Annotated in this window: 8 protein-coding genes and 2 pseudogenes; 5 read left to right on the top strand and 5 right to left on the bottom strand. The window is 46.3% G+C overall.

From position 1 onward, the window contains the following. Nucleotides 1-49: 49 nt before the first annotated feature. Nucleotides 50-1,029, bottom strand: a pseudogene (gene urtB, locus HRE53_RS34975) (urea ABC transporter permease subunit UrtB). 133 nt (nucleotides 1,030-1,162) lie between these two features. Beyond that, nucleotides 1,163-2,362, bottom strand: coding sequence for an ABC transporter substrate-binding protein (locus HRE53_RS26130; RefSeq protein WP_235108545.1), 1,200 nt, complete (start codon nucleotides 2,360-2,362; stop codon nucleotides 1,163-1,165). A gap of 806 nt (nucleotides 2,363-3,168) precedes the next feature. On the opposite strand from HRE53_RS26130, the pseudogene HRE53_RS26125 reads away from it, so the two are divergent. The 5 genes and pseudogenes from HRE53_RS26125 (at nucleotide 3,169) to HRE53_RS26105 (ending at nucleotide 11,436) form a co-directional block, all read left to right on the top strand. After that, a pseudogene (locus tag HRE53_RS26125) lies at nucleotides 3,169-4,267 on the top strand (aliphatic amidase). A gap of 620 nt (nucleotides 4,268-4,887) precedes the next feature. Then, on the top strand, nucleotides 4,888-6,102 hold the full coding sequence (fmdA, locus tag HRE53_RS26120) for a formamidase (RefSeq protein ID WP_235108544.1): 1,215 nt from the start codon (nucleotides 4,888-4,890) through the stop codon (nucleotides 6,100-6,102). Between the two features lie 124 nt (nucleotides 6,103-6,226). Continuing rightward, entirely contained in the window at nucleotides 6,227-6,505 is a 279-nt protein-coding gene (locus HRE53_RS26115; RefSeq protein WP_212666010.1) for an FmdB family zinc ribbon protein, read from the top strand. A gap of 47 nt (nucleotides 6,506-6,552) precedes the next feature. Next, a complete protein-coding gene (locus tag HRE53_RS26110; protein WP_235108543.1) occupies nucleotides 6,553-8,163 on the top strand; it encodes a cation:proton antiporter in 1,611 nt (536 codons plus the stop codon). 138 nt (nucleotides 8,164-8,301) lie between these two features. Then, nucleotides 8,302-11,436, top strand: coding sequence for an alpha-mannosidase (locus HRE53_RS26105; RefSeq protein ID WP_235108542.1), 3,135 nt, complete (start codon nucleotides 8,302-8,304; stop codon nucleotides 11,434-11,436). A 336-nt stretch (nucleotides 11,437-11,772) separates the two neighbouring features. Here the strand turns inward: HRE53_RS26105 and HRE53_RS26100 are convergent, their stop codons facing one another. The 3 genes from HRE53_RS26100 to HRE53_RS26095 are packed head-to-tail and all read right to left on the bottom strand — an operon-like array spanning nucleotide 11,773 to nucleotide 18,505. Continuing rightward, complete coding sequence (locus tag HRE53_RS26100; RefSeq protein WP_235108541.1) at nucleotides 11,773-13,944, bottom strand: hypothetical protein; 2,172 nt, start codon at nucleotides 13,942-13,944, stop codon at nucleotides 11,773-11,775. Between the two features lie 23 nt (nucleotides 13,945-13,967). Next, nucleotides 13,968-15,272 carry a DUF6603 domain-containing protein gene (locus tag HRE53_RS34970; protein ID WP_315876671.1) on the bottom strand — a complete coding sequence of 435 codons (1,305 nt, stop codon included), beginning with the start codon at nucleotides 15,270-15,272 and terminating at the stop codon, nucleotides 13,968-13,970. After that, entirely contained in the window at nucleotides 15,182-18,505 is a 3,324-nt protein-coding gene (locus HRE53_RS26095; protein ID WP_235108540.1) for a DUF6603 domain-containing protein, read from the bottom strand. The genes HRE53_RS34970 and HRE53_RS26095 overlap by 91 nt, the downstream gene beginning before the upstream one ends. Nucleotides 18,506-18,558: the final 53 nt, after the last annotated feature.

Here is an 18,558-nt window from a genome sequence, read left to right as displayed (position 1 = left end):
AACCAAACCTCTAAAAGATCAGCTAGTCGTACAGAATTAAACCTGAGAATCACACCCGCTTCTGTACGGTGAATAAACCTTCTGGACGAAAACGAATTAGAATAATTACGGCTCCTAAAACGATGACTCTAGCGAGAGGATCATTAAGCATAAAAGCGATGATTGCATTAGCCTCGCCAATCAGTAAAGAGCCAGCCAAAATCCCAATTAGCTTGTCTACACCCCCCAGTCACAACCACCATCCAGGCATCCACTAAATAATCTTGGCCCATGGGAGGGGCCACAGATTTTAAGGCTGAAATAACAGAACCAGCCACTCCAGCTAAACCACAGCCATAGGCAAAAGTTCCCATATCCACTAGTTTGGTATTAACTCCCAAACACTTAGCCATATCTCGATTTTGGGTGACAGCTCTAATCTGCCTTCCCCAAGACGTTCCATAAAATAGATATAAGGTAAGCCCTAAGAGTGCAAGGGCGACTCCAACAATAAAAAAGACGGTAGTAGGAAATAGCAACTACTGCAGCACCACTGTCATCTGAGACTAGGGGTAAATTTCCAGATAAATAGGCCGGAGCTTTTACATACTTTAGTTGAGCTGTAAAAATAAGCTTTACAACCCCTTGCAACACAATACTCAACCCCCAAGTGGCTAATAAAGTTTCTAATGGGTGACCATACAATCGACGAATAATTGTAATTTCTACAACTGCACCAATGAATGCAGTAATCAGAAAAGCCAAAGGGATAGTCATGAGAAGATCTAAATCAAAGGCATCTTGAAACACAAACGTTACATATGCCCCTAACATGATGAACTCACCATGAGCCAAATTAATGATTCGCATCACCCCAAAGGTGATAGCTAATCCCAACCCCGTTAGCAGCAAAATCCCGACGATTCCAATGCCATTGAGGGCTTGATTCAACAAGGTTAAAATATCAAAACCTTCATTAGAGGCGGCTGCTTCCTGAGCGATTAAAACATGAGGAGTCGAGAATAGAGTGGGAAAAGTATAGTCCAACATAGGCTCAATCCAATAGGCCGAAAAAAGAAAAGGATTTTTGTTGAGTGAATCTAAACAAAAGCCACCGACTAGCAAAACAGAAAAATAGATCCACTGTGTCGTTTCGATCAACTGAAAATCTGCTATTCGATCTTTAAGAGAGATACTTAGGTTCTAAATCTTTTCCAGTCTCAACCGTCGGATCTACCCGAGTATCAGGGGTGGGATGGACACAAGTTCTCCCCTTGTAGAGTGTCTGGCTCCAAGCAATTGGTTTCACTGCCGCATCGGTAGAAAAGACGATTTCAGCTTGGCCATCCTCTTTCCACTTGCCAATTCTGGAATAAAGATAGGTATGGTAATTTTCAGGATCTATTTTGACTCGCCCTTGAGGTGCATTGAATTCCTGTCCTCTAGTAGCCTCCCGGATGGTCCCTGTATTCAGTTCTCCACCCTCATCAAGAACCTTCTTCATCGCCTGAGCCATAAAGAAGGTCTGTAAGTAAGCCGCTTCCATCACACCGTTAGTGACACGGTTACCACCAAACATCTCTTGAAATTGTTTAACAAAAAGCTTATTTTCTGGCGTATCAACCGTTTGGAAATAGTTAAAACTCGTATAGTGACCCGATGAGTATTCGGGTCCCATGGCCTGGATTTCTTCCTCAGTAGTGGGATAAGCCATAATCGGAATTTTATCTGAAGTAATCCCCGCGTCCTTAAACTGCCGATAGAAAGCTGGAATACTATCTCCAACCAGGTTACTTAAAACAAAATCGGGCTTGGCTGCCTTGATTTTGTTGATAATCGTAATGAATTCTGTCGTACCAAGGGCTGCATATTCATCCCCTACGACCTTCCCACCAATTTTTTCAAGTTCTGCTTTGGCAATACGGTTACTCTCTTTGGGGTAGATATAGTCAGAGCCAATAAAGAATCCTTTTGAACCAAAGTTTTTGTGACAATAGGGAATAGAATCTGTGATTTGCTGGTTTGGAGCTGCGCCCGTATAAAAGACATTCGAACTACATTCATTTCCTTCGTAATAGACCGGGTAGTAAAGAATGGCATCCTTGTCTTCAAAAACAGGCAAGACAGATTTTCGGCTTGCAGATGTATAGCACCCCAGAATGCATACCACCTTATCTTCCTCGATGAGGCGTTTAGACATTTGATTATACAAATCCCAATTCGAGTCTGGATTGACGACAACCTTTTGAATCTTACGACCGCCAATCCCCTCACCATTCCCTTCCCAAGGGCCAGTGCCAGTATTTATTTGTTCAATGGCTAAGAACGTTGCATCTTGTAGAGATTTTTCCACAATGGCAATTGTGCCAGTTGTGGAATACATAACACCAACCTTAATGGGATTCTCACCTAAATCAACAGAACTCTGTGTAGAAGACCCATTCGAGCATGCAGCTACTATTCCTGAGCCAACCGCTAATGAGCTGTATTGAATAAACTTTCGCCGACTGATTCCTGCAGAGGAAGATTGGGGGTTTTGTCATAGTTTTAATTAACCAGAACAGGCATAAAATACAAAAAATATTCCAGAGAAAATATCTTGTTTGAAATGGACTAGCCAAATATTCCAATTAACGATCGAAATCTAGCTGCCGTTAAAGCTACCTTTCGGTGATATTTCTCTTTGAGCATCAATTCCTTACAGCACATACCTCACCGACTTAAGTTAACAAGAAGGAACTTATGCACTGAACAGATGAAAAGCTGTTAGTAAAAGATTACTGCAGTTTTAAATTGATTTTGTAACCTTGAATACCAAGAAATTATGAATACTAGAAATCTAGAGTTCTTAATATATGAAAAATCATGCATTTGTCATGAATTTATCACTTACTTAAAAGCCTTCTAGCTAGATAGGAGTAGGTATATCACCTGCGAGTAAATAGCATCTAGAGATATAGAGAAGTCCTTATTTTCATGCATTATTGACTTTAGCAATAGTGGTATTGGTCAAAACAATAAGCAGTCTAAAATTTTAGCGTTGCCGATAGATTATTATTGTCAATCAAACAAGTGATTAATTTCAGAAAAGTCATTATGTCGATTCCATTCTAAATGTATAAAATGACACAATTCGCACGTTTAAATAAGTTTTTTTTCCTATGAATTTCAATAAATTAGGAGAGTCTGATGGCATTCCATGGTGATATTTCTTCTAGTCATGATTCTGTTGGTGTTGCTGTAGTGAACTACAAAATGCCAAGGTTACATACCCAGAATGAGGTATTAGCTAATTGCAATAACATAGCCGAGGTCATAGATGGGATGAAGTTGGGACTACCGGGTTTGGACCTGGTTATTTTCCCTGAGTATTCTACCCATGGCATTATGTATGATTCTCAAGAAATGATGGATACTGCTTCTCTTATCCCTGGCGTAGAAACAGATATTTTTGCTGAAGCTTGTGTGCGAAATAAGGTGTGGGGAGTGTTTTCCCTCACGGGTGAGCGCCATGAACAACATCCCAATAAAGTTCCTTACAACACCCTCATTCTGATGAATGACCAGGGAGAGATTGTTCAAAAGTATCGCAAAATTATGCCTTGGACCCCCCATTGAGGGATGGTATCCAGGGAACTGTACCTATGTTTCCGAGGGGCCCAAGGGTTTAAAAATAAGTCTGATTATTTGTGATGATGGCAACTATCCTGAAATTTGGCGAGATTGTGTCATGAAGGGTGCAGAGTTAGTCATTCGTTGTCAAGGCTACATGTATCCGGCGAAAGAGCAGCAAATCATTGTTTCGAAGGCAATGGCCTGGATGAACAATACCTACGTGGCGGTTGCCAATGCGGCTGGTTTTGATGGTGTATACAGCTACTTTGGTCATTCTGCGATCGTTGGCTTTGATGGTCGAACCTTAGGTGAATGTGGAGAAGAAGAAAACGGAATTCAGTACGCGGCGTTATCAAAATTTGCTATTCGAGATTTTCGCGAACATGCCCAATCGCAAAATCACCTCTTCAAGTTGCTGCATCGAGGCTATACCGGCCTGATTAATTCAGGGGATGGAGATGAAGGCCTGATGGAATGTCCCTATGATTTCTATCGAGAATGGGTTCTAGATCCTGAAAAAACGAAAAAGAAAGTAGAAGCGTTGACTCGGCCAACCGTAGGAACCCAAGAATGTCCGATTGAAGGCATCCCAAATCAAACTGCCAAAATGCCCGAAGTCAAAGTGAAAAAATCGGAACCAATTTCAGTTAGACAAACTATTCTCCAAGAATAGGTGATGGCGATATCTCAGAATTAATTCATCACAGATCTATTTTAAGGTAGAGATATTGCTTTAAAATATAACAGACATGCAATATTTTTGTGTTACTTAATTTGGATATAAATTGATTATAGATACAGATTGAATTAGTATACTGGCAAACAATATAAATATTTTCTTACTGTATATTTATAGTAGATTCACTCCAGCCTATGTTCTGCGTAGGCCTTTTCTTTGCCTTTCTAAGAATCACGATTCATCTACTAAGACAATATAAGCACTTGAGGCTAGGATCATTGCCAGGTAAACTTATTCTCTAGAAATTAAGCTGATTGATTCAAGATTTAGACAATAAACTGAATCCTAAATACTAGTAATTTCTAAATCAATCTAGCTCAGCTACTTCAGTAGTTTTCTGCGCACTAAGCTGCAAGTATACATTTTTTGAATACACATATAAATACTTTTATTAATCTTCGGTAGATTGTGTCCAAATTAACTTTTTAAGAGATATTCACTGCCTTAGCCTAACAATCATATTCATTCTGAAATCAACATTGGGGGGAATAGCTCTGTAGATGAATGAATACCACTTAAGTTTTCGTTCCTGCTAATTATAGGATTGCGTCACTATGCCCGAAACTCTCTTCAAAATAGATCTGACTAAACCGATGCATGAACAAGAGGTGCCAGGCCATAATCGATGGCATCCAGATATTCCAGCTGTTGTCTCCGTTAATACAGGAGATATCTTCAGAATCGAATGTAAAGACTGGACAGATGGACAAATTGGTAACAATGATGATCCAAGTGACATCCGAGATGTTGAGCTTCAGGTCGTTCATGTTCTCAGTGGCCCTATCCATGTAAATGGGGCTGAGCCAGGCGATATTCTTGTGGTGGATTTGCTTGATATTGGTGCCTTGCCTGGAGATGAATGGGGATTTACCGGCATATTTGATCGCAACAATGGCGGCGGTTTTCTGACGGATCATTTTCCGGCAGCCGCTAAAGCTTGTTGGGACTTGGAAGGGATCTTTACCAAAACTCGCCACATCCCTGGTGTTCGATTTGCAGGCATTACCCATCCTGGTCTCATCGGTTGTGCCCCGTCTCAAGATCTGTTAAATACCTGGAATCAACGGGAGCAAACATTAGTCGATCAAGGGGAGAGTGAGGGGGGACCGCCCTGGAAACCTAAAATTCCTCCCTATGCAGCGCTTCCCAATCCAAATTATGCCGTGCTGGGGAAGCTAGGCAGTTATGCAGATAAAGGACCAGAGTTTGATCGGGTTGCGTCCGAAGCTGCCCGTACTGTTCCTCCCCGAGAACATGGCGGTAACTGCGATATTAAAAACTTGTCTAAGGGATCTCGCATCTATTTTCCCGTTTATGTCGAAGGGGCCAAGCTTTCCATGGGGGACATTCATTTCTCCCAAGGAGATGGAGAGATCTCTTTCTGTGGGGCGATAGAAATGTCTGGATATATCGATTTACACGTCGATATTATCAAAGGTGGCATGGAAAAATATTCGATGGTCAACCCCATCTTCAAACCCGGTCCGGTTGAACCTCATTATTCCGAATATCTCATCTTTGAAGGGATTTCTGTGGATGAGTTTACGGGAGAGCAATATTACCTTGACGCCCATGTCGCGTATCGACGAGCCTGTTTGAATGCAATTAATTATTTAAAACACTTTGGCTTCACCGGGGAACAAGCATACTTGTTACTCAGTTGTGCTCCAGTTGAAGGACGCATTAGTGGCATTGTAGATGTCCCTAATGCTTGCTGTACCCTTGCTTTGCCGACTGCCATTTTTGACCAAGATATCTTACCGACCTAACGGATATCCGACTTAACATCTCTCTACGACGTGCCTTTCTCCTCAATGGTTGAGTGCTGTTATAGTTTTCAGCACTCAATTCTCTTTCGCATAATCTGCAATTTTTTTAATCATGGAGCTGTATATGCCTTTGTATGATTATCGGTGTAGTGACTGTGGTGATTTTGAGCAGTGGCTCCAGATCAGCGATTTAGATTTACCGATTCATTGTTCAAGTTGTAATCAAGTTGCAATTAGACTTATTTCTGCTCCCAATATTAGTTTAAATATGGGCCGTTTTCCGCAACGAGATCAGACACCTAAAGTGGTAACCCGCAAAGAAATGAGTCCTCCTCCCGCCCGATTTCAGCAGGCCAAGGCTGGACGTCCTTGGATGGTCAGCCATGCCCCCGCCCGGTATTAAGCCCTCTCTTCCTGCATACTATTCGACAGGGATAGATAAGGCTGGGGATGCTAGAAAGTACAATTTGGATTTTGCTAGTTGGGTTTGGGGCTGGACAGTTAGCCAAACGCTTGGGAGCACCTGGCCTGATCGGCATGATTTTGGTCGGGTTTCTCCTGGGCCCAGAAGGGTTCAATCGCATTAGTACTGGCATCCTTGCTAAAGCACCTGAGTTACGCCAGTTCGCCGTTATGGTGATTTTGATGCGGGCGGGTTTGGGATTAGACCGAGATAAGCTGCAGCAGCAAGGCAGTGTCGCCCTGCGGTTGGGTTTTTTGCCAGCGATGTGTGAAGCGATCGCAATCACCGTTACCGCAATGGTGCTATTTCAGTTCAACTGGGCGACAGGATTGCTGCTAGGGTGCATCATCAGTGCCGAATCTCCTGCAGTTATTGTCCCCGGCATGTTGCACCTGAAAAATCTGGGATGGGGAGTGGGCAAAGGAATCGCAGATGCCATCTTGACGGGAAGTGCCTTATCGGATGTCCTTGTCCTACTGGTCTTTAGCTTATTGATTAATTTCCTGACTCAGGGACAAAGCAATGGGCTAGCCTTTCTTCCCTTGCAAGTCGTCTTACAAATTGGCGTCGGGGCATTGTTCGGCTATGGCGTTGCCCGATTATTCACACTCCTCTTGACCCAATCTTCCTGGGTAGACACCCAGGTGCAAGAAGTATTAGTTGCGGCCTGCCTTGCTCTGTTATTAGTCGTTGGCACCCACTTTCTACCGATTTATTCTGGCTACTTGGCAGTGATGGCCTTCGGATTTTTCATCATTGAATTTTCTCCACCCCTAGCTCGACGCCTGCGAATTGGGTTTAACGCACTGTGGATCGGTGCCGAAATCATCTTGTTTGTACTCATGGGGGCCAGCATCCAACTACAGATCCTGGGCAAAGCCTTTTGGCCAGGGCTACTATTACTGACCATTGGCATTGTTTTTGGTCGGATGCTGGGGTGGGCCTTATCCACCTACCGAAGCAATTGGAATTGGAGAGAGCGATTGTTTCTCCTACCTGGTAATTCAGCAAAAGCAACGGTTCAAGCAGCCATCGGAGCCGTACCACTCAGTTTGAACCTAGAAGGCGGTGACATTATTCTTGCCGTAGCCGCGCTGTCTATCTTGATCACAGCTCCCCTTGGCGCTTGGGCTATTCCTACCTTTGCACCTAAATTATTGACTCAAGATCCAATTGATCCCACTAAAGTGATGGTTAATCGTAAGACTATCCTGTTAGCCGCAGTGGATACCTCAGACTTAGCGATTCTGGTTTTAACTAAAACGGCCGAAGTTGCTCGCCGCTGTCAAGCTGACGTAATAGTCGTCCATGCTCTCCAGGGAGAACCATCAGCATCGACTCAGGTTTTACAAGCTCATATCAGTCGATTGTTATTAGATGTGCCCCACCAATTTGTGATGATTGCCGGAACGGTATCAGATGTGCTTCTCAAGTCAGCTCAGCAGTATCATGCGGATGAAATCATTATGGGTAAACGGGGCCATCGCCCTTGGCAACAGGTCTTTGTCGGATCGGCTTCTAGAGCCGTATTGGCAACCAGTACTATTCCAGTCATGCTCGTAGAACCCGACCGTTCTCCCACTCAATCTATCAGCTAGCTAAAAAATTTTAGATGTCAAGCATTTTCGAATCTGTACAACTCTGAGCAAGATCCTAAATGGGTTCTATACTGCTGAATGACTCAAGAGAAATCTTTGATATTTTTCGGGTTATACACCGTTCCAATGGCATAGCTTATGCAGTCAAAATCCTCTCCAGAACATAGCTTTGAGCAAGAGAACCTCGCTGTTTCTGCGATTTTGAAACTGCGTCAACTGACTCAGTTGAATGTTCAAGCCAATTGGCAAGTATGCTTGGGGGATCTGCCCATCGAGATAGGTCTAGATCCACAGACTTGGCCAACATGGTCACCAGGACAACTCAATGCCAGGGAGCATATTGACTGGTCCCAAGGGCGTTTAGTGCTGTGGTTGGGGCAGGTTATCTCAATCCCAAATGATCAGTTTCGCTACCCTCTCGCAGGCTGTAAGCTCAGATTGGCTCTGACTTGGTGGGCAGAAAAAGCCGAAATTTTTGTCAACGGAGAGTTGGTTCAGGCAGGAGATTTATATGACTGTGTGGCTCGGATTGTTCTGAGTTCTGTGACTCAACCTGGGGAGGAAATTGCAGTTGCCCTGCGACTGGTCAGTCCGGGGCATGATCCGGGGGCGTTAGTGCGATCGCAACTCCTATACGAACCTCCATCTCCTCTCCTGGATCCAGGTAAAGTCGCCGATGAACTAGCGGTCTTACAAGGCTACCTAGCAAAATTCTCACCAGCAGACATAGCCCATCTAAGTGAAGCTATCGCCACCCTCGATTGGTCCCAGGTTGTTAACCCAAAAGCATTTAGCCACAGTTTGGAGCAACTTCACCAACATCTTTCTCCTTGGAAGGCTTGGTTGCAAAAGCGCCAAATCAACTGGATTGGTCATGCCCATTTGGATTTAGCGTGGTTATGGCCCGTGGCCGAAACCTGGGAAGCTGCAGAACGAACTTTTAAGTCGGTGCTGAATTTACAGGCGGATTTTCCTGAACTCATTTTCTGCCATTCTTCCCCAGCTCTATACGCATGGTTTGAGCAAAATCGTCCAGAGTTATTTACTCAAATTCAAACACAAGTCGGTAAAGGGACGTGGGAGGTAGCTGCCGGGCTATGGGTAGAACCGGAGCTTAATTTAATCAGTGGGGAATCCTTAGTCCGCCAAGTCCTATATGGGCAAAAGTATATCCAAGAAAAATTTGGCTGCATCAGCAAGACAGCATGGCTACCCGATAGTTTTGGATTCTGCTGGCAGCTCCCCCAAATTTTGAAGCAGGGGGGGATTGACTATTTCTTAACCCAGAAATTGCGCTGGAACGATACCACGGAGTTTCCCTATGAGGTGTTTAAGTGGCGATCACCAGACGGGACTGAGATTTTCAGCATTATGATGCCTCCCATTGGAGAACAAATTTACCCGGTCAAGATGGGAACCTATGCCCAGGAATGGGAAGCTTCAACCGGGGTACAAGAATGCCTATGGCTACCTGGGGTAGGAGATCATGGCGGTGGTCCGACTCGCGACATGTTGGAAGTGGCCCGCCAGTGGCAACAATCTCCTCTATTCCCTAAACTACAGCCATCCACGGCTGAACACTTTTGTCAGCAGGTGGAATCTCAGATTCAACAGGTGCCTGTTTGGGACGATGAACTCTACCTAGAATTGCATCGAGGCTGTTATACCAGCCACGCTGACCAGAAACGCTACAACCGAGATTGTGAAGGGTTGCTGTATGAAGCGGAATTGTGGAATGCGATCGCAACCCTCACCCTCGACCATACTTACCCAAAAGATGACCTAGAACAGGCCTGGAAGAAGGTTTTGTTTAACCAGTTTCACGACATCTTGCCTGGATCCTCAATTCCCCAAGTGTTTGTGGATGCCAATCGAGACTGGGACTCAGCTCAACAAACCGCCACCGAACATTTGCACACCGCTTTAGATGCGATCGCAGGCGCTATCGATGGTCCAGCACCTTCCCCTGATAGCCGATCGGTTGTAGTATTTAACTCCCTCAACTGGCCGCGTTCTGAATTAGTGTGGGTAGAACTGCCCGCCCCGCAGAAACAATGGCAGATTTCCACAATCGAAGGAGAAATACTGCCTAGTCAGCGCCATCCCGACAAACCGAATTTCCTCTGTTTTAGGGCTAACGCACCTATAATTGGTTACCAGCAGTATTGGTTAACGCCCCTAGAGATTGCCCCAACCGATCAACTCGACATTACACCTAAAAATTGGACCTTAGAAAATAACTATTTACAGGTGCAAGTTGACGAGCACACTGGCGAGCTAACCCAAATCTTTGACAAAGTAGCTCAGCGACAGGTGCTGTCTAGTCCAGGTAATCAACTCCAGTTTTTTACCGACAAGGGCCAATATTGGGATGCTTGGAATATTGATCCTGACTACGAAAACAAAAGGCTTCCTGGAGCAACCCTGCAATCTATTGAATGGGTCAGCCAAGGCCCCCTACAGCAACGAGTACGGGTGAAGCATCAGTTTGGTCAATCTCAGTTTTGCCAGGATTACGTGCTGGAGATAGATTCGCCACTGCTTAAAGTTGAAACAACTGTGGATTGGCAGGAAAGCCAAGTGCTCGTTAAAACGGCCTTTCCCCTGACAATCTCATCCGACTTTGCGGCCTACGAAATCCCCTGTGGTGCGATTCAACGGCCCACGTTACCTAATTCTCAACTGGATGCTAAAGAGCAGGCGAAGTGGGAAGTCCCTGCTTTGCAATGGGCTGATTTAACAGATACGAATGAACCTGCTTATGGTGTCAGCATCTTGAATGACTGTAAGTATGGTTACGATGCTCAGCCGAGCCAACTCAGGTTGACCCTATTACGCAGTCCAAATTGGCCGGATCCAGGTTGCGATCGCGGCCATCACCAATTCACCTATGCCATCTATCCCCATTCAGGATCCTGGCAGACTGCCCGAACAACCCACAAGGGGTATGAACTCAATCGCCCCCTCCGCGCATTAACATCATCTGAACCCAGAACTCACGGACTCCCCCCCCAGAAGCAGTTCTTCACCCTTGGGCCAGATAATTTAGTGCTGATGGCTTTGAAAATATCAGAGGATGACCCCAATCAATGGATCTTGCGGTGCTACGAATGCCATGGTCAATACGCCACAACGGCGATCAGTAACAATCTGCAACTCAAATTGAGCCAGCCCGTTGATTTATTAGAAAAAGAAACCAATCAGGAAAGCCCTAGGGAGATTCAACCCTGGAAAATTCAAACATGGATATATGGCAGTTGCCCTAGTGAGTAGGCCGTCACACTAGCAACTGATTTCGGGTTTTTATCCAGTTGACCTGAAATATTGACCATTTTTGTCCTTTTCAATGGGCAGCTCTTTCCACTGACATCCCGTATGTAGAAACTTCAAAATGTAGTTGAAAATGACATCTGCACTCCTAATCGAACGTCAAACTAAAGGCTGGAACTATTTTAGCCTGTGTCGATGGAAAGCTATACAGGAAAAAGGTTTTAGATAATTCTAGTCATGAAATAAAACCCGAAACGAGTTGTTCGTTTTGAGGTGCATTGAGCACTGCTCCCAGGAGTATTTGAGGGCAAGTTTAACTGCCTTGGGCAAAATTAAAGCCTAGGCGCTTGCCGCCATCGAAAATCTTACTTTTTCTATCCCTTGAATCATCTGTAAGGAAAATTGAGCGGCTGTAAAATCATCGACTGACTGCGCCTGTTCTTCTAATTTAGTTTTCATCCCATTTGCCAAATTCGTAATATTGATAACGCTTTTCTGGTTAATCATCGGGAGTTGCTGATCTTCTGCGGGAATGAGATGAATATTCCAGTCACTTTGTTCTAAGCCCTCTAGTGTTCTTAACTCTCGCCATACGTTTCCGATCGCATCATGATTGACGCCAAAATTCAGTCCTTCTGGTTTTAGGGAGATATCGACAGTACCAATAACGCCATCAAACAAACAGATAAAAACGTCCTCAGAGAGGCGATCTCGCCGTAATATGGTTAATTTCTGAGTCTCATTCATGGGGTTATCCCCCACAATGGACGCGGCGGAGCCCTCTATTTGTAAATCAGGCCAACCCGATACGACGTCTGAGCGGATTAAGCAACCACTGATGCGTTTGGGCTCACCCGCTAGCGGATTATGATCGCTATCCTGTTGGGCATCAGCATCTTGGACTCGACCAATACTAAAGGCACCATCCAGCAGCGATTCTACCCAAAACCAATCTAAAGAGAAGAACCGGATCGACTCGGTCGGCAGCATCTGTTCATCGGGGACTAAGTAGTTAAAGGGCACACCCTGGAGCAATCCGAGTCGCTCAAACCAGGGTTTGATATCGCCCGGAAGCTCAAGGTCTACAGATGTATTCTCACTTTCAGAAAAGAGATGAGGGTAGAGTGCCTGTTGATTATCTTTGGCTAGCTTTTGGGCATTGGCTCGTTTCCAGTTAAACAGGCGGGTGGCGAATTGTTTATCTTGGAGGGCTAATAGTTGACCCAGTTGCCAGGCGGCGGCGTAGGAAATATCAAATAACCCCGTGTTCGGATTGTAGGCAATCAATTGATCGGCATTGCGAATCGCCAGTTGCGATAAGTGGAGTGAGGTCGGGTTTTCTCCGGGCAGGAGAGGGCTATGATACCAAGAAAAGGTTTTTCCGCCCTGTCGAAGATAGTGAGGAAAAGCACGATAGCCTTTGGCTAGATAGGGGGCTACTTCGGGACTATTTTGGGCTGGGAGTCTTAGGGTGTCTTTGCTGAGATTTTTGAGCAATCCGGCAAAATTATGTTCGGGGTTAGTGCAGGCAAAGCTCCAACTTTTTAGCGTCACAAGACGGATATACTCGTCATCGGTGGCATTTTGATCATCAAATTTGCCGTTGGCATATCGGTTTTCTAAGGAAACTAAATAGGCCGTGCTTATTCCATCTGGCTTAGGAAGCCGATTGCTAATTACCACCGATAGGGGTTCAGTGCTCTCGGCGTCGCCGGTCACGTGACGGACATGGGCTAAGTATTCTAGATCCTCGGCTGTGGGCAATAGCTCTGACAGCAGCTTTTTGGGGACATCAATAACGGTGACGTTGTCGTCAACTTTTTGGCTAATTTCTAGGTCTACGCCAGGCCATTTGATCGGGCCGATTGAGGATTGCTGTAATTTACCCAGAGGAATCAGTTTTGTCTTTTCGGATTGAGCTAGAATGACCTCAACTTGCGTTTCCAGTCCTGCAAAATCTCCCGTGAGTTGATCGGACTGGCGACGGCTCGGCTCCAGGATCATAGCTTCATCATCGATCGCCTGAATCCAGCCAATCCTTGCTGATAAAAGATGCTGCCATAATTGGTCTTTTTGATCAGCGGTTAGCTCAATGTTCTGGGAATCGTAGAGTGGCGTTGCTAAAATCTTGTCTTTCTGAATCGTGCGTAGGAGTGATTCTCCCTCGTGAATCAGAATCAAGGCTAACCAAGGCGCTTTTTGGTTATCGGGTTGCGCTAACCTTTCCCACGGTAGCGTGCTACTTTTGAGGGCAATATGCGGCAGGATATGGGAGTGATCGCCAGAGCTTCCGGCTGGCGGAAAAACCGCATGAATATCAGGTTGGGGTAACGTAAAGCGATTGCCTTGCACCACAAAGGTCAGATGTGAGCTAAAGGCATCATTGTCCTTCGCAACTTTGACCGTTTGCTTCACTGAAACTTTGTATTGGCCAGGCTCTAACGCAGTCTGATGGCTTTGAATAAACTGGATTTGTCCCTGGGCGGTTGGGTCGGTAACTTTAGTGCTCATTGTTCAAATTCGCGATGAATGGACTAAACGGTTTCAAGCTGTGGCGCGATAATAAAGGCTCGCTCTCTTCCTTGGGCGGTTTCAAAGTCTGTTAAATCCATCTCGGCAATATCGACATCCGATATTCCCAAGCTTTGTAGCAATTGAGTTCTGGCAGTTTTGACCGCTTCAGAGGTGATGGTTTTACCGATCGCTTGTTCTCTGATGTCCTCATCCCCCTCTTCACTGCTTGAAAACACTGAACCTGACTGCCATTGATAGGCATTTGCAACAGATTCGGTGTCGTAGGCGATATTCTTGCGATCAATCGATTGCGTGACGCCAGGCTGGGGTGGATTTGCGGGTTGAATGGTATACCCAGACAAAACATTGCTGATCAATCCTTCCCGAGTCGGGTCAGTGGTATTAGATTCTCCCCACAAGCCAGCCGGAATGTTTTTCGCGATCGGAACACATTCTAAGCCGCTTTCCTGGGGAACCTCGCTCCCGTCTGCTGCGATTTTTGCGAGGGATATACGGTATTTCGATTCTGTAAATTCCTGGTTATTGACATCCATTGAGGCAATGCCAAAGGTCGTCGTTTGAGGCGTTGTCCCAGATGCAGTCTGCGTTTTAATGGCCACTTTGTCAGGCTCAATCTTTTTAATCGGAATCACAGAGCTGGCCGTCAACGCAAAGTCTTTGGGATTAACGATAAAGCGTTCTGCGTCTCCTTCGCCGATCTGGTGGAGTAGGCCACGTTCAACCGTAAGGGTGCATACGTCTTGATCCGACGGTAAGAAAGATTGCTTAAACTCGGTCCAGTTAAGTGCCGGTGGTTTCTGCTGAGAACGATTGCCAAAGCGAACGGTAAAGGAAACGATTCTAAGACGAACTCTGGCTTTGCCGGAGAATTTGGGTCCCCAAATGTGCAAATCGGCACCGACTTGGATTGAAATTTTTCTGGTCCGCCTGAAAATGCGGAAGCTGTAGGAGGCACCGATACTAACGCCCATCCGCGCATCATAAAAATAGGGCTGCCAAGAGACAATAAAATGGGCGTAGGAAACAAACCACGCTTTAATTCTGCCCGATTTCCAATTGGCTTCTAAGCGTCCACCAGCCATAATCGCGGAGGCGGTGAGCGCAAAGTAAAGACTGCCTTTGACACTTAAGTTTTTGCTAATGCGCCAATTGAGTGCCAGGGGATCGACTCTGGGATAGTGTTCTGGGACCTGGAAACGGGGATGATAACCGCCTACGGTGAGAACAAAGTCTCCTGCATAGGGGCCGGAGAACCAAGTGTAGAAAGCGAAGCCACCGCTGAGTCGGCAATCACGGTCAAACAGATAGGAGTCAGGCAGGATTTTGCCTTCAACCTGAAGAATGCCTTCGGCGGGGGGCAAATCGAGCCACGATGGCAAATCGAACTTGGGCGAGGGGGGGGGGATGCTTTTATTAGGGGGAGTGGGGGTGAAATAAGGGTGGAAATGCCGAATAAGTCAAGGATGAATTGATCGCCGAAACTAACAACGAGCAGGACGAAGGATTCAATAATCTTGAAAGAGGTGAACTTGATGCCCACCGCCAGCAGAATGCGCCCAACTTTAGGCGGGATGGAGGGGCGGAGATCTTGCTGGATAGCGATTAATCCGGCGGGATCGGCAGGGGTACGGCTGATAGCAGCGCGAACGAGGGGGAACTGAGGAATTTCGTCGAGGGTGGGTGGGATCAGCTGGCGATTGTAAGCGAACCCGAGGGCGAGTCCGGTAATGAAAAAGAAAGGAGGACCCCCGAGGGGTTTATTGAGGATGCCATAGATAAAGAGGGAGGGGTGGCCGTTGAATTTAGTGTAAGAACCGAGGGCCGCGATGGAGAAGGTTGCGGTTTTGATGAGGATGGCACCAGAGTATTCGTCTCTGCCGTCAATGGTCGTTCTGAGTAAGGCCCCTGCAATGGAAAGGGTTCCTTTGCTTTCGTAACTAACGCCGAGGCCCTGGAGCTGGAATTTGGGCTGGAATTTTTTGAGGGGGGAGCCGATGGATAAGCCGTCTAGGGTTAGGTTGAGTCCGGCCATGGCGATCGCAGCATCTAGGCGAAACCAAAGGACATCGTCTTGATATTGGACGCCGATCCTCGCAAAGTACAGCGGCCCAACCTTTTTATTGAGGGCATACCATTGGGTGCCGTCGGTAGCTGGCTCGACGGTGGTGGACTCGATGGTGGTGGACTCGATACTGGTGGGTTCGACTGTGACAGGCGCGGCGGGCGTGACAGCCGCGGCGGACTCGATAGTAGACGGCGGTGGACTGTCGGCGGTGATCGGTAGGGTAAGAACTTGACGGATGTCGCCGAGTTGCAGGTTGGCACTGACCGTCATGCCTTTTTTGATCGCCGGGATGGATGGTTTTGAAGGGGGACTATAGGGGATGGGCGTTATGTCATCGGGAAGGAGGGTGTTGAAATCGTCAACCGTTTCGGGCGTCAGGTTCTGGGAGGCGAGCAGAAATTGTAAATCATCAATGCCGAGGGTTTTATCGGAGGGAAGATCTTTCCCGACTAGGGGCAGCTGTGTGAAATTGATTGTGGAACTGAGGTTGAGACCAAAGAAGACCTGCGATTTACCCTGGGCTTTACTGTAGATAAATAGCGCGTCTCGGAGAGTGATTTCTAGCGTATTAGGGACATAAGCGGCAATGTCGTCAGAAATACCTTCGATAAGACGCTTAACTTTAAGGGCCTCTCTATTGGGATTGTTATAGGCAGCGAGGAGGGTTTTAGCCGTTTTGTCTTGGCTGAAGAGCAGGTTGAATTGTAGGTCCCCGACGGTGATGTAGCCGCCAAACTGTTTGAGAAAAGATTTATCTTCTTGGCGAGTAATGTCAATGGTGACGGTAATATCCACGGCTTGACCGTCAACCAAAAACTGGGATTCAGCTGTAAAGGTAAAATCTTTGGTCTCACTGTTAAAAGAGACAGCTAGATTTTGAATCGTGAGGTCTTCTATGCCTGCGGGTAAGGGAATGTCACCAAAGATATTGCCTAAGTCTTCGGCCAAAGTGGGTTGTCCGTCTTCAGTCTGTTGGGCCGCTGGGCCAATCGGGATGGCTTGCCCTTGTCCAGTGCTGCCGTTGAATTGCCACGCATCCCCGTCGTAATCAGCTTCCAGGTTGAGGGCTATGCCTGCGATCTCAAATTCGGCAGCGATTTCACAACTGTAGGCCCCTTGTCCATAAACCTTGAAGCGCAGCGCATTCAACTCCACATTGCTGATAATTTCCCAGGTTCCAGAAATATCAACCCGCGCAGCGAACGCCTCACTATCCAGATTGAATTCAGTACTCAACTCGTTAATGGTCAGGTCGGGGATGCCATCGGACGGCGCGCCTAAATCGGCTACGAAATCGGCAATTTTGACTGGTGTTTGGGTGTCCAGACCTAAATAAAATTGTTTACTGGGATAATAGCCGCCACCGAGGAGCGTAATTTGACTGTCTTTGCCCAGAGTGGCCTGAGCATCAATAGACGCCGTGACTATCCTGGCATCCAAGGGCTCATCAACAGAAAAGTTAAATAACAGTCCGTTAAGGGTCAATACATTGTCAATCAGGGTCCAATTTTCCAGATCAAGGGTAAAGCTGACCTGTTCAAGGCTTTTTTCACGCTTAGAAAACTGGAGGTCTAATGTGATGCTGCCCTGGGATTGCAGAGACGGTAAATCGGCAAGATCAGATTCGTCAACAAAGGGAAGGGAGTTGTGAGTGTAGGTTCCGGTGGCGGTGATTAGATCGTCATCGCGGGGAAAATCAATGTTAATGTCGATGCCTTGCTGACCATCATTGAGATCCAGTGTTCCGATTAGACGAATCTGCGAATCGTTCGGTGAGAAATAGAGTGGCGAGGATAGCTCAATAAAGGCATCTTTCAAGGTGCCAGGCCCAAATTGAAAGCCCTCTGGCCCTATAGTCAGTAGCAGGGTGAGGATAGGGAATTCGTCTGGGAGGGTGACCTGAGATTGAATCAGAAACTCAGATAGATCGATGCCAATAAAATCAATCAGAGACTCTAGTCCGGGAAGATCAGGGAGGAGTCCACCCCATAGATTTAGGCCATTCTCCGTCGGCAATGTTGGATTGTTTCGGCTAGACCATTCCTGCCAAAATTGCAGTTTATTGACTTCAGCTTGCAAGGTCGGCTCATCTAAGGGCGAAGCCGAATAGATATAGAACCAGAGTGGATCTTGGAGGGTGATAAAACGCAGGAAAAAAGTGTCTGCTGAGTCGCCTGTTTCGGATTCTCCCGGCATCAGGGGAAAACAAGTGCCAAAGTTCCAGTCTTCAATCGGCTGAGCGCAGAGGATCATTAAAGATTGATCGGCCTTGCTGAACACCTCTATCTGACAGGCAACGTTCAGCAGCGTACCTTTGCCTCGATGAATTTGCGGATCGGTTTCATCTTGTTCTGGTTTTTCAAGTTCGATACTTCGCGTCCAGAAATATTGTTGCAGGTCATCCAGGCAAGCCTCGCTGAGATTGGCTTGATTGAAAACTATGGATGTTGCTGTCGTTGCGTCTGTTGTCATGGGAGGTGCCTTCCCTTGCTTACATTGAGAGGTTGCTTAAACTTGCAAATAGA

Origin of the sequence: Acaryochloris sp. 'Moss Beach', from assembly GCF_021497025.1 — a bacterium.
GTDB lineage: Bacteria > Cyanobacteriota > Cyanobacteriia > Thermosynechococcales > Thermosynechococcaceae > Acaryochloris > Acaryochloris marina_A.
Note: the sequence above shows the minus strand (reverse complement) of the source record. Positions and strands in the feature narration are given on the sequence as shown.